Annotated in this window: 15 protein-coding genes and 1 riboswitch; of the genes, 8 read left to right on the plus strand and 7 right to left on the minus strand. The window is 71.7% G+C overall.

Going from position 1 to position 15,473, the window contains the following annotated elements:
* Positions 1 to 222 precede the first annotated feature (222 nt).
* Positions 223 to 417: riboswitch (cobalamin riboswitch) on the plus strand.
* A gap of 29 nt (positions 418 to 446) precedes the next feature.
* From AMK16_RS08630 to AMK16_RS08650, 5 genes are read left to right on the plus strand one after another with little or no spacing between them, the layout of a single operon-like run.
* Complete coding sequence (locus AMK16_RS08630) at positions 447 to 1,142, plus strand: energy-coupling factor ABC transporter permease (protein WP_073911294.1); 696 nt, start codon at positions 447 to 449, stop codon at positions 1,140 to 1,142.
* On the plus strand, positions 1,142 to 1,504 hold the full coding sequence (locus AMK16_RS08635; RefSeq protein ID WP_073911297.1) for an energy-coupling factor ABC transporter substrate-binding protein: 363 nt from the start codon (positions 1,142 to 1,144) through the stop codon (positions 1,502 to 1,504). Before AMK16_RS08630 ends, AMK16_RS08635 begins: the two co-directional genes overlap by 1 nt.
* 4 nt (positions 1,505 to 1,508) lie before the next feature.
* Complete coding sequence (gene cbiQ / locus AMK16_RS08640) at positions 1,509 to 2,258, plus strand: cobalt ECF transporter T component CbiQ (protein WP_073911300.1); 750 nt, start codon at positions 1,509 to 1,511, stop codon at positions 2,256 to 2,258.
* Positions 2,255 to 3,103: an energy-coupling factor ABC transporter ATP-binding protein gene (locus AMK16_RS08645; RefSeq protein ID WP_073911303.1), complete on the plus strand. Its 849-nt coding sequence runs from the start codon at positions 2,255 to 2,257 to the stop codon at positions 3,101 to 3,103. The genes cbiQ and AMK16_RS08645 overlap by 4 nt, the downstream gene beginning before the upstream one ends.
* Before the next feature lie 9 nt (positions 3,104 to 3,112).
* A complete protein-coding gene (locus AMK16_RS08650) occupies positions 3,113 to 3,694 on the plus strand; it encodes a PadR family transcriptional regulator (protein ID WP_073911306.1) in 582 nt (193 codons plus the stop codon).
* Positions 3,695 to 3,737: 43 nt separating this feature from the next.
* On the opposite strand, the gene AMK16_RS08655 is transcribed toward AMK16_RS08650, so the two are convergent.
* Positions 3,738 to 3,950, minus strand: a complete 213-nt coding sequence (locus AMK16_RS08655) for an EF-hand domain-containing protein (protein WP_073911309.1) — start codon at positions 3,948 to 3,950, stop codon at positions 3,738 to 3,740.
* A gap of 254 nt (positions 3,951 to 4,204) precedes the next feature.
* Here AMK16_RS08655 and AMK16_RS08660 point away from each other — a divergent pair, with 254 nt between their 5' ends.
* Together AMK16_RS08660 and AMK16_RS08665 are read left to right on the plus strand one after the other, a co-directional pair.
* The gene (locus AMK16_RS08660) at positions 4,205 to 4,990 is read left to right on the plus strand and encodes a tRNA-dependent cyclodipeptide synthase (protein WP_073911312.1); all 786 of its coding nucleotides are present in this window, start codon (positions 4,205 to 4,207) and stop codon (positions 4,988 to 4,990) included.
* Positions 4,971 to 6,209 (plus strand): cytochrome P450, encoded by a 1,239-nt coding sequence (locus AMK16_RS08665; RefSeq protein WP_073911315.1) that lies wholly within the window; start codon positions 4,971 to 4,973, stop codon positions 6,207 to 6,209. Before AMK16_RS08660 ends, AMK16_RS08665 begins: the two co-directional genes overlap by 20 nt.
* A gap of 86 nt (positions 6,210 to 6,295) precedes the next feature.
* Here the strand turns inward: AMK16_RS08665 and AMK16_RS08670 are convergent, their stop codons facing one another.
* The 6 genes from AMK16_RS08670 to AMK16_RS08695 form a co-directional block, all read right to left on the minus strand.
* Positions 6,296 to 7,483 (minus strand): YncE family protein, encoded by a 1,188-nt coding sequence (locus AMK16_RS08670; protein WP_073911318.1) that lies wholly within the window; start codon positions 7,481 to 7,483, stop codon positions 6,296 to 6,298.
* On the minus strand, positions 7,480 to 8,289 hold the full coding sequence (locus AMK16_RS08675) for a polysaccharide deacetylase family protein (RefSeq protein WP_073911321.1): 810 nt from the start codon (positions 8,287 to 8,289) through the stop codon (positions 7,480 to 7,482). The genes AMK16_RS08670 and AMK16_RS08675 overlap by 4 nt, the downstream gene beginning before the upstream one ends.
* A 399-nt stretch (positions 8,290 to 8,688) precedes the next feature.
* Positions 8,689 to 9,204 carry an ATP-binding protein gene (locus tag AMK16_RS08680; RefSeq protein ID WP_073911324.1) on the minus strand — a complete coding sequence of 172 codons (516 nt, stop codon included), beginning with the start codon at positions 9,202 to 9,204 and terminating at the stop codon, positions 8,689 to 8,691.
* A 227-nt stretch (positions 9,205 to 9,431) separates the two neighbouring features.
* Complete coding sequence (locus tag AMK16_RS08685; protein WP_073911327.1) at positions 9,432 to 10,199, minus strand: enoyl-CoA hydratase/isomerase family protein; 768 nt, start codon at positions 10,197 to 10,199, stop codon at positions 9,432 to 9,434.
* An 85-nt stretch (positions 10,200 to 10,284) separates the two neighbouring features.
* Positions 10,285 to 11,529, minus strand: a complete 1,245-nt coding sequence (locus AMK16_RS08690; protein ID WP_073911330.1) for a L,D-transpeptidase — start codon at positions 11,527 to 11,529, stop codon at positions 10,285 to 10,287.
* Between the two features lie 142 nt (positions 11,530 to 11,671).
* Entirely contained in the window at positions 11,672 to 12,892 is a 1,221-nt protein-coding gene (locus tag AMK16_RS08695; RefSeq protein WP_073913435.1) for a L,D-transpeptidase, read from the minus strand.
* A 181-nt stretch (positions 12,893 to 13,073) separates the two neighbouring features.
* Between AMK16_RS08695 and glgX the strand changes: the two genes are divergently transcribed.
* The gene (gene glgX, locus AMK16_RS08700) at positions 13,074 to 15,428 is read left to right on the plus strand and encodes a glycogen debranching protein GlgX (RefSeq protein ID WP_443333543.1); all 2,355 of its coding nucleotides are present in this window, start codon (positions 13,074 to 13,076) and stop codon (positions 15,426 to 15,428) included.
* The last annotated feature ends 45 nt before the right edge of the window (positions 15,429 to 15,473 follow it).

The raw sequence follows: 15,473 nt of genomic DNA on the forward strand, positions 1-15,473 counted from the left end.
CCGGTACCGGGCGGGCAGCGGAACCGGCGCCGGGCCGGGCCGCGGAACCGCGCGGTGGTGCGGCAGGGCCGGCCGGCGCGCGGCCGAGTCTCGGGGAACTCCCGGGTCAGCCGGGGTCGTTGGCGCGCGGGGTGGCGCGGCGACCGCGCACGGGGACACGCAAGCGGAACGCGGTCGCGTTCGCCGTGTTTGGGGCGGGTTGTTACCGGTCCGTGCGGCCGACTAGGGTCAGCGGGCCTTGGTGTTCGGGAAACCGGTGGGAAACCGGTGCGGCCCTCGCCACTGTGATCGGGAAGTCCGGCTCCACTCCTGCGGGAAGCCACTGGGCCCGCGCGGGAGACCGTACGGCCCCGGGAAGGCGGAGCCCGGGCATCAGTACCCGTGAGCCAGGAGACCGGCCGGGGCGCGTTGTCCATCCACGAGGTGCTGGAGAGGTCTCCCCACTCATGCATATAGCCGAGGGGTTCCTGCCCCCTTTGCACGCGGTCGCCTGGGGCGCCGCGTCCGCTCCCTTCGTCGTCCACGGCGTACGCGCCCTCACCCGTGAGGTGAAGGCCCATCCGGAGAGCACGCTCCTGCTCGGAGCGTCCGGCGCGTTCACCTTCGTCCTGTCCGCCCTGAAGATCCCTTCCGTTACGGGCAGTTGTTCCCATCCCACCGGTACGGGGCTCGGCGCCATCCTCTTCCGGCCGCCGATCATGGCGGTGCTCGGCACGATCACCCTCCTCTTCCAGGCGCTGCTGCTGGCGCACGGGGGGCTCACCACCCTCGGCGCCAACGTCTTCTCCATGGCGATCGCCGGGCCCTGGGCGGGCTACGGCGCCTACCGGCTGCTGCGTACGGCGGGGGCGCCGCTGCTGGTGACCGTGTTCTGCGGGGCCTTCTTCGCCGACCTGGTCACCTACTGCGTGACCTCCGTCCAGCTGGCGCTGGCCTTCCCCGACGCGGCCACGGGCTTCACCGGCTCGCTGGTGAAGTTCGGGGAGATCTTCGCGCTCACCCAGATCCCGCTCGCGGTGAGCGAGGGGCTGCTGACGGTGCTGGTGATGCGGCTGCTGATGCAGTCCAGCAGGTCGGACCTGGTCCGGCTCGGCGTCGCGAAGCTCACCCCCGGCACGGCGAAGCAGGAGACGGCGCTCTGATGACCAGGAACGCGAAGATCAACATCCTGCTACTGCTCCTGGTGGCGGCGCTGGCGGTGCTGCCGGTCGCGCTGGGACTGGGCGAGGGCAAGGAGGAGCCGTTCGCCGGCGCCGACGCGCAGGCGGAGTCGGCCATCACCGAGCTGAAGCCGGATTACGAGCCGTGGTTCTCGCCGCTGTACGAACCCCCCTCCGGTGAGGTCGAGTCGGCGCTGTTCGCGCTCCAGGCCGCGCTCGGGGCGGGGGTGCTCGCGTACTACTTCGGTGTCCGCAAGGGCCGCCGCGACGCGGTGGCCGCCGCCAACAGGGCCGGTACCGCGGCGGGGGGCGGCGGGGAGTCCGCCGCCGGCCCGGAGGCGTAGCGCGGTGCTGCCGATCGACGCCGCGGCGCACAGCAGCCGCTGGCGCCCGCGCCACCCCCTGGAGAAGGCCCTCCTCGGCATCGGCCTGACGGTCACCGCCGTGTCCCTGCCGCCATGGCCCGGCGGCCCGCTGGTCGCCGCGGCCACTCTCGCGCTGCTCCTGGGCCCCGCCGGCGTGCCGGGGCGGCAGCTGTGGCGGGCCTTCCGGATCCCGCTCGGCTTCTGCTTCACGGGGGCGCTGCCCCTGCTGGTCTCCGTGGGCGGGCCCGCCGGGTTCCTCTCGGCGGCCCCGGACGGGCCCCGGCACGCCGCCGAGCTGCTGCTGCGCACCTCGGCGGCATCCCTCGGCGTGCTGCTGTTCGCCTTCACCACCCCGGTGTCGGACGTGCTCCCGCGGCTGGTCCGGGCAGGGGTGCCGGCCCCGGTCGTGGACGTCGCGCTGGTGATGTACCGGATCGGGTTCCTGCTGCTCGACTCCCTCGCCCGGATCCGCCAGGCGCAGGCGGCCCGGCTCGGCGCCACCGGCCGGGCGGCGGCCTGGCGTTCACTGGCCGGGCTCGCGGCGACCTCCTTCGTCCGGGCCTTCGACCGCGCCGCCCGGCTCCAGACGGGTCTGGCCGGGCGCGGTTACGACGGCGCGCTGCGGGTGCTCGTCCCCGAGGCGACGCTGTCCTGGCGGTTCGTGGCCGCCTCCGCCGCCCTGCTGGCCGCTCTGGTCGCCACCACTCTCGTACTGAAGGAGCTCTACCTGTGAGGCCGTTGGTGGAACTGGTGGGCGCGGGCTACGCGTACGAGGACGGGCCCGCCGTGCTGTCCGGAGTGGACTTCGGGATCACCGAGGGCCGCGCGCTGGTCCTGCTGGGCCGCAACGGCAGCGGCAAGACCACGCTGATGCGACTGCTGAGCGGGGGCCTGCGGCCGGGCCGCGGAGAACTGCACCTGGACGGCTCGGCGGTGAGGCACGACCGGGCGGGCCTGACCCAGCTGCGGAGGGCGGTCCAGCTGGTCGTGCAGGACCCGGACGACCAGCTGTTCGCGGCCTCGGTGGAACAGGACGTCTCCTTCGGGCCGATGAACATGGGTCTGGCGCAAGCGCAGGTCCGCGAGCGGGTCGAGGCCGCGCTGGCCGCGCTCGGCATCACCGCGCTGCGCGACCGCCCCACCCACCTGCTGTCCTACGGGCAGCGCAAGCGGGCGGCGATCGCGGGGGCGGTGGCGATGGCCCCGCGGGTGCTGATCCTGGACGAGCCGACGGCCGGTCTGGACCCCGAGGGCCAGGAGCGGCTGTTGGATGTGCTGGCCGGCCTGACGGACACGACGGTGGTGATGGCCACCCACGATGTGGACCTCGCGGTCCGGTGGGCCGACGACGCCGCGGTCCTGACCCCCTCGGGCATCCGCACCGGCCCGGCCGGCGACCTGCTCCGCGATCCGGCGCTGCTCGCCGAGGCGGGCCTGCGCCAGGCCTGGTCCCCGGCGGTGACGGCCTTCCTGCGGGCCCACGGCCACCTGTCTCCGGGCCTGCCGGGGCCCCGTACACCGCAGGCCCTGTCCGCCTGGGGCGCCGCCCGCGGCGGGCCGGGACCGGAGCAAACCTAGGATGGCGTCATGTCGCTGCCGCACGCCATCCTCACCGCCCTGCTCGAGAAGCCCTCGTCCGGGCTGGAGCTGACCCGGCGGTTCGACAAGTCGATCGGGTTCTTCTGGTCCGCGACGCACCAGCAGATCTACCGGGAGCTCGGCCGTCTGGAAGAGGGCGGGCTGATCCGCGCGCTGCCCAGTGACGTGCCCGTGCGGGGGCAGAAGAAGGAGTACGAGGTGCTGCCCGCGGGAGACGCGGAACTCGAGCGGTGGGTCGGCGAGAGCCAGGACCCGAAGCCGATGCGCGATCCCCTGCTGCTGCGGATCCGGGCGGCGGCCGTGGTCGGGCCCCGGGGTCTCGGGCCGGAGCTGAGGCGGCACCTGGAGCTGCACCACAGGCAGCTGGCCCAGTACGAGGCCATCGAGGAGAAGGACTTCCCGCCGGGGCGCGACGCCGTGGAGGACCGGCTGCGCCGGCTCGTGCTGCACGGCGGCATCGCCCTGGAGACGTTCTGGCTGCGCTGGCTGGAGGAAGCCCTGAGCGAGGTCGAGGGCGTCGAGGACGGCGCTGGCGCTCGGGACGCCGGGGACACGGCGGGGGCGGGCTGACCGCGCCCCCGCCCCGGGCAGGAGGGCGGGGGCGGCGCGGCGGCTACTTGTTCAGCGCGGCCCAGAACTCGTCGAAGCTCAGCAGGCCGTCGCCGTTGACGTCCTTGGCGGCGACCACGGCGTCCGCGACCGCGCCGGTGACGTAGGCGTCGCCCATGGCCTTCATGGCCGCGCTGTACTCGTCGGCCGTGACGAAGCCGTCGCCGTTCACGTCGAACCGGTTGAACGTCGCCCGTGCGCTCTCGATGTCCGCCACTGGGTCCACCCCTTCTTGGTGCTTGTTGACCGGCCCAGGGTAGCGGCCTGCGCAACGCGGTCCCGCCGCGGGTCCCGTTCGGGCGGCAGAAAGAAATTCAATTGCTCTTCCGTAGGGCGGAAGCCAGAATTCCGGCCAATAAATCCCGCCCGGACTTGTCACGCTCCGGCGCCACGGCATAACGTACTGACATTGCCGCCACACCAGGAGCGCAGGGCGCCCAGGGACAAGCGGCAACAAGGGCGATCAAACAGGTGACGATCACAGCTGACGCATCATTCGAAGTTCTGCCCTTCACCCGCGCCTGCCGCCATATCTGGGAAGACGGCGACCATGTGCTCATCGGAGTGAGTCCGGGCAACAGCTACTTCACTTCCGAGCGCATCACCCGTCTCGCCCAGTGGGCCACGACCCACTTCGCGCAGGTCGACTTCGTCTACGCGGACCTCCACGTCGACCGGATGTTCGCCGCTTTCGGCTACACCCGGGAGCATGCGCACAAGCGTGCCGCGAAGGAGACGAAGGCGGTCCGGCGACGCATCCTCAAAGGCCTGGAGGAATCAGGGCCTCCACGGGCGGACATTCGCGTGCGGGCGCTTTCGAAATTCCAGTCGAACCCCGTGTACCAACTGCTGCACCGGCGCGTTCTCCATTTTCTGGAGACCGATGCCGAATTCCGCAAGGGCTGTGAGCAGATGGCCCTTCACTTCGTCGGGTCCAAGGTGCCGGAAGGGGAATCCATCACGGACGACCAGCTGCGGGTCTGTTTCGATTACATGGCGGCCGAGCTGCCGTTCTTCGTGGACACCCCGAGCATTCTTGACGAGCCGTCCTCGGTGGCTGCATACCACGTCAGGATGCCGCTGACCGACGTCCTGTTCGCGCGCGGCGGAGGCCTGCGCGCCGCCCGCAACCAGGCCTGCGCCGTCGTACGCCCCGAGGCCGTCCGCCGGCCCCACGACGCTGGGGCTCCGGTGGACCCCGGGCACAGCGACCACGCACCGACCGAAGGGAGCACCGATGGGCGTCGAGCGGCTTGAGGGGCGGGAGACCCGGGAGCAGCCGCTGCTCGACTTCCCGCTCTCGCGGCGCGGTGACGTGCTCCCGCAGGAGTGCGCCTGGCTCCGCGAGAAGGCCCCGGTGGCCAGGGTCCGCACCCTCACCGGGGACCCGGCCTGGCTGGTGAGCAGTTACGCGCTGGCCCGGCAGGTGCTGGAGGACGAGCGGTTCAGCCTCAAGGACACGGCGAAGGCCGGGGTTCCGCGGCAGTACGCGCTGACGATCCCGCCCGAGGTCGTCGACAACATGGGCGCCATCAACGGGGCGGGCCTGCGCAACGCCGTGATGAAGGCGCTCAGTCCCCGCCAGGAGGGGCTCCAGGACTGGCTGCGCGCCAAGGCGGCCGAGTTGGTGGACCAGCTGGTGGCCGAGGGCGCGCCGGCCGACCTCCGGGCGGGGTTCGCCGACCCCTTCTCGGCCGCGCTGCACTGCCGGGTGCTCGGGGTCCCCTTCGAGGACTGGCGCCGGCTGATGTCGGGACTGGACGTCGCGTTCATGACCGCGCGCGAACCGTTCGCCGACTCCGCCCTCAACTGGTACAAGGACGTCGCCTACTTCACGCGGCAGCTGAACGTCCAGCTGGCCCTGCCCGCCGAGCAGCGTACGGGGCTGCTCGGCCGGTTCGCCGGGCTGAAGGAGGCCGACCCACAGTCGGCGCACCTGACCGACGAGATGTTCGCGACGGTCGCCGTCTCGCTCTTCGGAGCGGGCGCGGTCTCCACCTCCGCGTTCCTGGTCCTCGCCGTGCTCGCGCTGCTCCAGCGGCCGGAGCTCGTCGGGTACCTGCGCCGCCACCCCGAGCGCATGGGCGGGGCGGTGGAGGAACTGCTGCGCTGGAACCTGTCGGTCGGCGACGGCCTGCCGCGCATCGCGCTGGCCGACGTCCAGGTCGGTGACGTCCTGGTGGAGGCGGGCGAACTCGTCCTCGTCCTGCTGGAGGGGGCCAATTTCGATCCGGCCGCCTTCGAGGACCCGCACCGGCTCGACCTGGAGCGGGAGGGCGCGCCGCCGCACCTCGCCTTCGGCGCGGGCCGGCACTTCTGCCCGGCTTCCGCGCTGGGCCGGGCGCACGCCGAGATCGCCCTGGAGGTCCTGGTCGAGCGGCTGTCCGGGATGCGGCTCGCGGTCCCGGCGGAGAACCTGGTCTGGCGCACGGGGTTCATCAAGCGCCTGCCCGAGCGGCTTCCGGTCGCCTGGTAGTCGCAGGCGGCCGGGCGGAGCGGCGTCCCGGGGGCTGTGCGAGCTCCCGGGGCACCGCCGCGTCCCGCCGCGCGGCGAGGGGGCGGCTACCGGAAGATGCCGGTGTGGCCGAGCGAGTAGCGGCCGGGCTGCGGGTACACGGCGAGGCCGTGCGGTCCGCCGCCCACCGGGATCCGGGCGAGCTCCTTGCCGGTCTTGGTGTCGATCGCGTAGACCTCGGAGTCGTAGCGGCCCGAGAGCCACAGCACCTTGCCGTCGGCGGAGACGCCGCCCATGTCCGGGCTGCCGCCGTCGGGCAGCTCCCACTTCTTGGTGAGCTTGTTCTTCGGGAAGTCGAAGACCGAGATGGTGCCCTCGCCCCGGTTGGAGATGTACATCTCCTTGGAGTCACGACTCACGTACAGTCCGTGACAGCCCTTTCCCGTGGGCAGCAGTTTCGGGGTCTCGAAGGTGTCCCCGCCGAGCACCCACATGCCGTGCGCCATCATGTCCGCGACGTAGAAGGTCTTTCCGTCCGGGGAGACCTTGACGTCCTGCGGCATCGCGCCCTCGAACGGGAGTTTCTGCTGTCCGACGACCTCCATCTTCTCGGTGTCGACCTTGAGCAGTTCGCCGGAGAACTCGCAGCTCACGATGAAGTAGCGGCCGTCGGCGGAGAAGTCCGCGTGATTGACGCCGTAACAGGTCACCGGGACGGTCTTCACGCGGTCCATCGTGTGCGGATCGCGGAAGACCAGTTCCTTGTCCAAGGAGGCCATGACGATCGCGTACTTGCCGTTCGGCGTGAAGTACAGGTTGTAGGGGTCGTGGACCTCGACGGGCTGCCCCGCCTCGCCGGTGGCCGGGTTGATGGGGGTGAGCGTGTGGCCCCGGTTGTTGTTGACCCACAGGGTCTTCATGTCCCAGGAGGGCACGACGTGCTGCGGCTGGGCGCCGACCGGGATGGTGTCGATGACCTGGTAGGTGGCCGGGTCGATGACGGACACCGTGTTGGAGGTGGTGTTCGGCACGTAGACGCGCGAGGGGAAGTCCTTGACCGCCGGGGAGAGTTTGCCCGGCCGGTCGGCCGCGTAGACGTCCTTGGGGTCGAGGACCGGGGGCATGCCGGGCAGTCCCGGCGGAACGGCCGGCACGGCCTTGGCGGGCTTGGCCGGGCCCCTGGTGCCGAGCGCCTCGGCGGATCCCTTGTCGGCCGATCCGCAGCCGGCCAGGGCGGCGAGGACCAGACCGGCCAGCAGCACGGTGGCCTTCCGGGGAAGGCGGGTGGTCTTCATGGCGTCAGCAGCTCCGTGGTGGTCACCGCGCGCAGCTTGCGGCGCGCGAGTTCTTCGAGGAGGGGCGGCATCGCGTCGACCGTGTCCGCGTAGCCGAAGTGCAGGCTCACCACCGATCCGCGCTGGATCGTCCCGGTGACGTTGCGGATGACGGCCGCGGCGCCGGGGGAGGTGAAGTCGAGGGAGTCCACGTCGTAGGACAGGACGTGCGGGTAGCCGACCCGCTGGGCGAGTTCCTGGACGAGCGGGGTGGCGTACTGGGTCTGGGAGGGCCGGAAGAAGGTGCCGATGGATCCGGTGAGCCGCTTGAGCCGCTGGGCGCAGCCGGTGATCTCGGCGTACGCCTCGGCCTCCGGCATGTCGTTGATCCCCAGGTGGCGCTGGGTGTGGTTGCCGAGCTCGTGACCGCCGTCGAGGATCCGGCGGGCCATGTCCGGGTGGGCGTCGAGCCAGGTGCCGATCGCCAGTACGGTGACCCGCGCGCCCGCCCTCTCGGCTTCGGCCAGCACCGCCCGGCCGGTGGCGGGGTCCCCGTTGCCGTGGAAGGTGAGGGCGACCCGGGGCCGGTCACGCGGACCGTGGCCGATCTCGACGGGCTGTCCGGCGAAGCGGCGCGGTCCGGCGGGGGCCGCCGGGGCGGCCCGGTCCGGCCGGGCGGGTCCGGGTGGCGGGGTGGTGGGCGCGGTGGCGGGCGCGGTGGCGGGGCGGCCCGGCCCGCAGGCGGCGGTGAGTCCCGCCGCGAGAGCACCGGTGGCCCCGAGACTGGCCGCGCGCAGGACCGCACGGCGGCCTGGTTGTGAGAGCACCTGCCCATTTAAGGGGTGGAACGCTCGTAAGGTAATGATTGACCCAATTAGGGACATTCGTCGAAGCGGGTCCCGAAGGGCTGAGTCCGCGATGTGATCAAGGATTTACACAGAGCGGTCGATATTTATTCATAGATTACGAGGTGAGTGGCCCACCTCACCTAGGATTTAGCTAGAAACTCTTACTATTTGCACACTTATGTCCGAGTAGGGGCTTTTGGCGTTCGCGCGCTCGTCTGCCATAGTCGGAATCACGGCTTCCCCATTGACCCGAGCGAAGTCGCCACGCCGAGGATCACACCCCCACCGATCCTCGGCGCACCCATGAAGCCCCCGCATCGCCCCACCAGGGCGCCCAGGGGGCTTCAGGCGTTCCGGACGGCCTCGTGGGACCTGCACCTAGCGGTCGGCGACGCGCATCTCGAACCAGGTGATCTTGCCGCGGGGCAGCAGGTCCGCGCCCCAGCGGTCGGAGAGCTTGTCGACGAGGAACAGTCCCCGCCCGGTGGTGTCCAGCTCGTGCACCGGCATCAGGCAGGGCAGGCCGCGCGAGGGGTCGCGCACCTCCACCCGGATCCAGCCGCGGCGCCGCAGCATCCGTAACCCGAAGGAGCGCGCCCCGGTGTGCCGGACGGCGTTCCCGACGAGCTCCGAGACCAGCAGGACGGCGTGCTCGGCGATCTGCGGCGACAGGCCCCACAGCCGGACCACCACGCACTGGGTGAGCCTGCGGGCCGAGCCGGCGGACTGCGGCATGGACGGCAGCGTCACCTCCGCCTCGGCCGGGTTCCCGTACAACTCCATCGCCTTGAGGCCCTGCTCGTCCTCAACGGCCGCCGTGAGCCGTACGGCCGAAGCGCTGCTGCGCTGCCGCGGCTGTTCCACACCCTCCAGGCCCGCCATGCCCCCCATCATGGACGGCCGGTCGGCCCCGCCGGGCCGTTCCGCCGGAAAACACCCCCTCGGGCCGGTGGATCCAAGGAGGTGTCCCGTCATATGCGGGAGGCAACCGGAAGACGCCCGCACCCCTACTGAACTGCGGTGACGCACCGCAAGGAATCGATCACCGGTAGTGGATCACCAGGTCCCCTTAAGGCTGCCTTAAGGCCTGGCTAATCCACCCCCAGGGAGGACCGCAGGGCTCAGGCGAACTTCGCCTTGCCCGGGCCCTCTTCGATGAAGCTGCGCATGCCGCTCTCGCGGTCCTCGGTGGCGAACAGGCCCGCGAACCAGTTGCGTTCGATGGTGAGGCCGGTGTCGATGTCGCTCTCCAGGCCCGCGTCCACGCACTCCTTGGCGCCGCGCAGCGCGATCGCCGGGCCCTGGGCCAGGCCGGCGGCCCAGGCGAACGCCTGCTCGTACACCTCAGCGGCGGGCACCACCCGGTCGACCAGACCGAGGGCCAGCGCCTCCTCTGCCTTGACCATGCGCCCGGTGAAGATCAGGTCCTTGGCCCTGGACGGACCGATCAGCCGCGACAGCCGCTGGGTGCCGCCGGCGCCCGGGATGAGGCCGAGCAGGATCTCGGGCTGCCCGAGCTTGGCGTTGTCGGCAGCGATCCGGTAGTCGGCGCAGAGCGCGAGCTCGCAGCCACCGCCCAGCGCATAGCCGGTGACGGCCGCGACGACGGGCTTGGGGATGCGGGCCACCGCGGTGAAGCTGTCCTGCAGGGCGCGGGAGCGGACGACCATCGCCGCGTGGTCCATCGCCTGCATCTCCTTGATGTCCGCGCCCGCCGCGAACACCTTCTCGCCGCCGTAGAGGACGACCGCGCGGACATCGGCCCGGTCGGCCGCCTCCACCGCGAGCTCGCGCAGCCGGTCCTGGGAGGCGATGTCCAGGGCGTTCATGGGCGGCCGGTCCAGTCGGATGGTGCCGACGCCTTCGGAGACTTCGAGAGAGAGGGTCATACCGGCCAGGTTAGCGGCGGTTAACGCAAACTGGCCCGGTGCTGTGGGTCACAGCACCGGGCCCCCGGACCATCCGTTCAGCGGGTTACTTGATCCACTCCGCCCAGTCCATGTTCCAGCCGTTGAGGCCGTTGTCCGGGGCGATCTGCTTGTCCTTGGAGTTCTTCACGACCACCACGTCGCCGATCAGCGACTCGTTGAAGAACCAGGCGGCGGGGGTGCTGTCGTCACCCGCGCCGCGCGCGTCGCGCAGGCCCACGCAGCCGTGGCTGACGTTCTCCGAGCCGAAGGTGCCGGAGGAGGCCCAGTAGTTGCCGTGCACGAAGGTGCCTGAGTTGGACAGGCGCATGGCGTGCGGGACGTCCGAGATGTCGTACTCGCCGCCGAAACCGACGGTCGCGCCGTTCATCCGCGTGACCTTGTACTTCTCGCTGATGACCATCTGTCCGTTGTAGGTGGTCGTCGACGGGGCGCCGGCGGTGATCGGGATGTTCTTCAGCACCTGGCCGTCGCGGACGACCTGCATCTGGTGCTCACTCGCGTCGACGGTGGTGACCTGCGAGCGGCCCACGGTGAAGGTGACCGTGCGGGTCTGCTTGCCGTACACGCCGGGGCGGCCCTCGACCCCGTCGAGGGCGAGCTTGACGGTGACCTTGGTGCCGGCCGCCCAGTACTTCTCGGGGCGGAAGTCCAGGCGGTCGTTGCCGAACCAGTGGCCCTCGACCGGCACGGCCGGCTCCGCCGTCACCGTGATGGCCTTCTCGACGGCTTCGGGGTTGGTGATGCCGCGGGTGAAGTTGATGGAGACCGGCATGCCGACGCCGACGGTCGAGCCGTCCTCGGGCGTGTAGTGGCCGACGAAGGTGTTCGTGGGGGTCAGGGTGGTGAAGGTGGTGTCCTTGGCGGACTCCCGGCCGCCCTCGTCCTTGGCGACCGCGTGCACCTTGTACTCGGTGGCGGAGGCCAGGTGGCGGGCGGGTTCCCAGCTCGCGCCGTCGCCCGCGAGCTTGCCGTCGACCGCATTGCCCTTGGTGTCGGCGACCGTCACCGTGGTGAGCTTGCCGCCGGTGCTGGTGATCTTCAGGACGCCGCTGGTGGCGACCTCCTTGGCGCCGTCGTCGGGCTTGACGCTGACGACGGCCTTGGACGCCTCGGTGCCGGTCTTGCCGCCACCGCCCCCGGCGTCGTCGCCTCCGCTGCCGCTGCCGCTCTTTCCTCCGCCGCCGCCGCACGCGGTGGTCAGCAGCAGGGCCGCCCCCAGCAGCAGGGCCGGCAGGCCGGTGCGGGCGCGGCCGCGTATCGGCTGCAGGTTCACTCGTGTTCTCCCCATGTCCCCCGCGCGCGGACAGTCGCGCGCTTGCCGACAGGTAATCACACGTGCAGAACACGAAAAGGCACGGTCATGTCACCGTTCCGTCCCAAGTGCCGTGCGGACGGGGGCGCGGGCGGGGTGCGGCGGGGTGCCGCCGTCCTCAGGCGCCGGCCGAGCCGGCGACCCAGTCGGCCCAGGACATGTTCCAGCCGCCCAGGCCGTTGCTCGGCGCCACCGTCTTGTCCTGCGAGTTGACCACCTCGACGACGTCCCCCACCAGCGTCCGTTCGAAGAACCAGCCGGCCGGGGTGTCCGAGCCGCCGCCCTTGTCGTCACGCAGGCCCACGCAGCCGTGGCTCATGTTGGCGGAGCCGAAGGTGTCGGGGCTGACCCAGTAGTTCCCGTGCAGGAACGTCCCGGAGGCGGTGAGCCGCATGGCGTGCGGGACGTCGGGGATGTCGTACTCCCCGCCGAAACCGACGGTCTGGCCGTTCATGCGGGTGACGTCGAAGAGCTCCATCACCACCATCTTGCCGTTGTAGGTCGTGGTCTTGGGCGCTCCGGCGGTGATCGGCAGGGTCTGCAGCAGCTGCCCGTCCCGGCGGATCTCCATGGTGTGCGCGGCGGCGTCCACGGTGGAGATCTGGGAACGGCCGACGGTGAAGGTGATCGTCTTGTCCTGGATGCCGTAGGAGCCGGGCGCGCCCTCGACGTCGCGCAGGTTCACCTTCACGGTGACCACGGTGCCCGGTTTCCAGTACTCCTTGGGCCGGAAGTCGAGCCGCTCCTTGCCGAACCAGTGGCCGACGACCTCCACCGGCGGGTCGGCGGTGACGGTGATGCCCCGCTCCACCTCGGCGCGGCGCTCCACGGCCCGGCTGAAGTTGAAGGAGACGATCATGCCGGTGCCGACGGTCGAGCGGTTCTCGGGCTTGAAGTAGCCGATGAACCGCTCCTCGGGAACGTAGGTGGTGAAGGTGGTGTGCCGGGCCTGGCGCCGGTCGTGCCCGTCGCGGGCGACGGCGTCCACGGTGTACTTGGCCGCGAGCGAGAGCCGGCCCGCGGCGGGGTCGGGGCTCCAGCTGAGCCCGTCCTGCGCGATGGTGCCGGGGACCCGCTCCTCCTGGGCGTCCTCCACCTTGGTGACCACGACCCGCTCCAGGCGGCCCTCCGGCACCGTCACGCCCAGCCGTCCGTCGGCCGGCACCCCCTTGGCGTTGTCGCCGGGGGTGATCCGGATGGCCTCGTCCGGGGAGCGCGGCTTGCCCGGCAACTCGATCTCGACCGGGGACCGGCCGTCCTGGGTGCATCCGGCCAGGCCGCCGAGCAGGCCCGCCCAAGCCGCCACGGCGGCCAAGCCCGCCCCTGCCCGCCTCGTCAGAAGTGTCACGTCCCCTCCAACGACCGGGGCCCTCCGGGGGAAACGTGGGCGGGCCGCACGTTCCGGGCGGATCAGTACGGGAAGAACAGTGTGAAGGACCAGACGGGGGCGGGCCCGGGCCGGGACGCCCGGGCCGCGCTTCCCCTCCCCCGCAGGTACCCAGGAGCCGTGGAGGCGGGCAGTGTCGAGCGCAGCCGAGCAAGAAGAGGCGGTGGAAGCCGTCGGGAACGCCGGATCCGCCGGACCCACCGTCGCGGACGCGGTGCCCGGCGCCCCCGCCGCGCCGCTGCCGCAGGCGGACCTGCTGCCCGGGGGGCCACCGGACGGGCAGCCGAACGGCCAGGGCAGGGCCCAGGTGTTACGGGCGTCCGCGCGCCCGGGACCACCGGTGTGGCCCGGGTCCTCGCATCCCCTGGGGGCCCGCTACCGCCAGGGCGCCGACGGGACCCACGGGACGGCGGGCACCAATTTCGCCCTGTGGGCACAGGGCGCGGAGGCGGTGGAGGTGTGCCTGTTCGACGAGGGCGGGACCGAGACGCGCTGCGCCCTGACGGAGCTCACGCACGAGATCTGGCACGGCTTCGTGCCGGGCGTGCGCCCCGGGCAGCGGTACGGCTTCCGGGTGCACGGGCGGTGGGACCCCTGGACGGGCGTGCGCCACAATCCGGCGAAGCTGCTGCTGGACCCGTACGCCCGCGCCGTGGACGGCGACTTCACCCTGCCTCCCGAGGTGTACGGGCACGTCCGGGACTGGCCGCAGCAGTACATCGCCGACACCGTGCGCGACGACCGGGATTCGGCGCCCTTCGTCCCCAAGGGGGTCGTGGTCCACGACGACGACGACTGGGCGGACGACGTCCGGCCCAAGACCCCCTGGGCCGATTCGGTGATCTACGAGCTGCACGTGCGCGGCTTCACCATGCGCCATCCGGGGGTTCCCGGGGAGCTGCGCGGGACGTACGCGGGCCTGGCCCATCCGGCGGCCGTCGAGCACCTGGTGAAGCTGGGCGTGACGGCGGTCGAGCTGCTGCCGGTGCACCAGTTCGCGCACGAGGACCACCTGCTGCGGCGGGGGCTGCGCAACTACTGGGGCTACAACTCGGTGGGCTACTTCGCCCCGCACGCGGGCTACTCGTCGAGCGGTACGACGGGCCAGCAAGTCGGTGAGTTCAAGCGGATGGTGCGGGCGCTGCACGCGGCGGGGATCGAGGTGATCCTCGACGTGGTCTACAACCACACGGCGGAGGCGGGCGAGCTCGGTCCGACGCTGTCCCTGCGCGGGATCGACAACCGCGGCTACTACCGCCTCCAGTGCGACCAGCGCCGCTACGCCGACTACACGGGGTGCGGCAACACCCTGCACGCCGGGCGGCCGCACGTGCTGCGCCTGATCACGGACTCCCTGCGCTACTGGGTCACGGAGATGGGCGTGGACGGCTTCCGCTTCGACCTGGCGGCGGCGCTGGCCCGTTCCATGCACGACGTGGACATGCTGTCGCCGTTCCTGGCGGTGATCGCCCAGGACCCGGTGCTGCGGCGGGTCAAACTGATCGCCGAGCCGTGGGACGTGGGCTCGGGCGGCTACCAGGTGGGGGCCTTCCCGCCGATGTGGACGGAGTGGAACGACAGGTACCGGGACGCCGTGCGGGATTTCTGGCGGGGCGCGCTGCCGGACGTGCGGGACCTCGGCTACCGGCTCTCCGGATCGAGCGACCTCTACGCCTGGGGCGGGCGGCGGCCGTACGCCTCGGTGAACTTCGTGACGGCCCACGACGGTTTCACCCTGCGGGACCTGGTCAGCTACGAGCGCAAGCACAACGACGCGAACGGGGAGGACGGCCGGGACGGGACCAATGACAACCGGTCGTGGAACTGCGGGGCCGAGGGCGAGAGCGACGACGCGCGCGTCACGGCCCTGCGCCGCCGGCAGCTGCGCAACCTGCTCACCACGCTGCTGCTGTCGACGGGGGTCCCGATGCTCGTCGCGGGGGACGAGTTCGGGCGTACCCAGGGCGGCAACAACAACGCGTACTGCCAGGACAACGAGCTGGGCTGGGTGGACTGGTCGCTGCTGGAGGACCCGGCCTGGCGGGAGCTGGCCGCGCTGGTGGCGCGGCTGATCTCGCTGCGCCACGCCCACCCGGTGCTGCGTCGCCGCGCGTTCTTCTCGGGGCGCCCGCAGGCCGCGGACGGGCTGCGGGACCTGGCGTGGTTCACGCCGGGGGGCTTGGAGATGACGGAGCGGGACTGGTACGCCCCGGCGGCGGCGCTGGGGATGTACCTGTCGGGCCGGGACATCCCGGGCCGCGACGAGCGGGGGCGGCAGGTGACGGACGACAGCTTCCTGGCCCTGCTGCACACCGGCGACCGGCCGGTGCCGTGGGTCCTGCCCGGTGCGCCGTGGGCGGACAGTTACGAACTCGTGCTGGACACCTCGCTGGAGGACCAGGCCGCGGCGCCGGGGGGCCGGCTGCCCGGCGGCGGGACCCTGACGGTTCCGGCCAGGTCGGTGCTGCTGTTGCGGGTGACGGACTGACCGCGGGTGGGGGCTGCGATGATGTGGCCTTCACACGAACACGCG

This window comes from Streptomyces sp. CB00455, assembly GCF_001905445.1.
Lineage (GTDB): Bacteria > Actinomycetota > Actinomycetes > Streptomycetales > Streptomycetaceae > Streptomyces.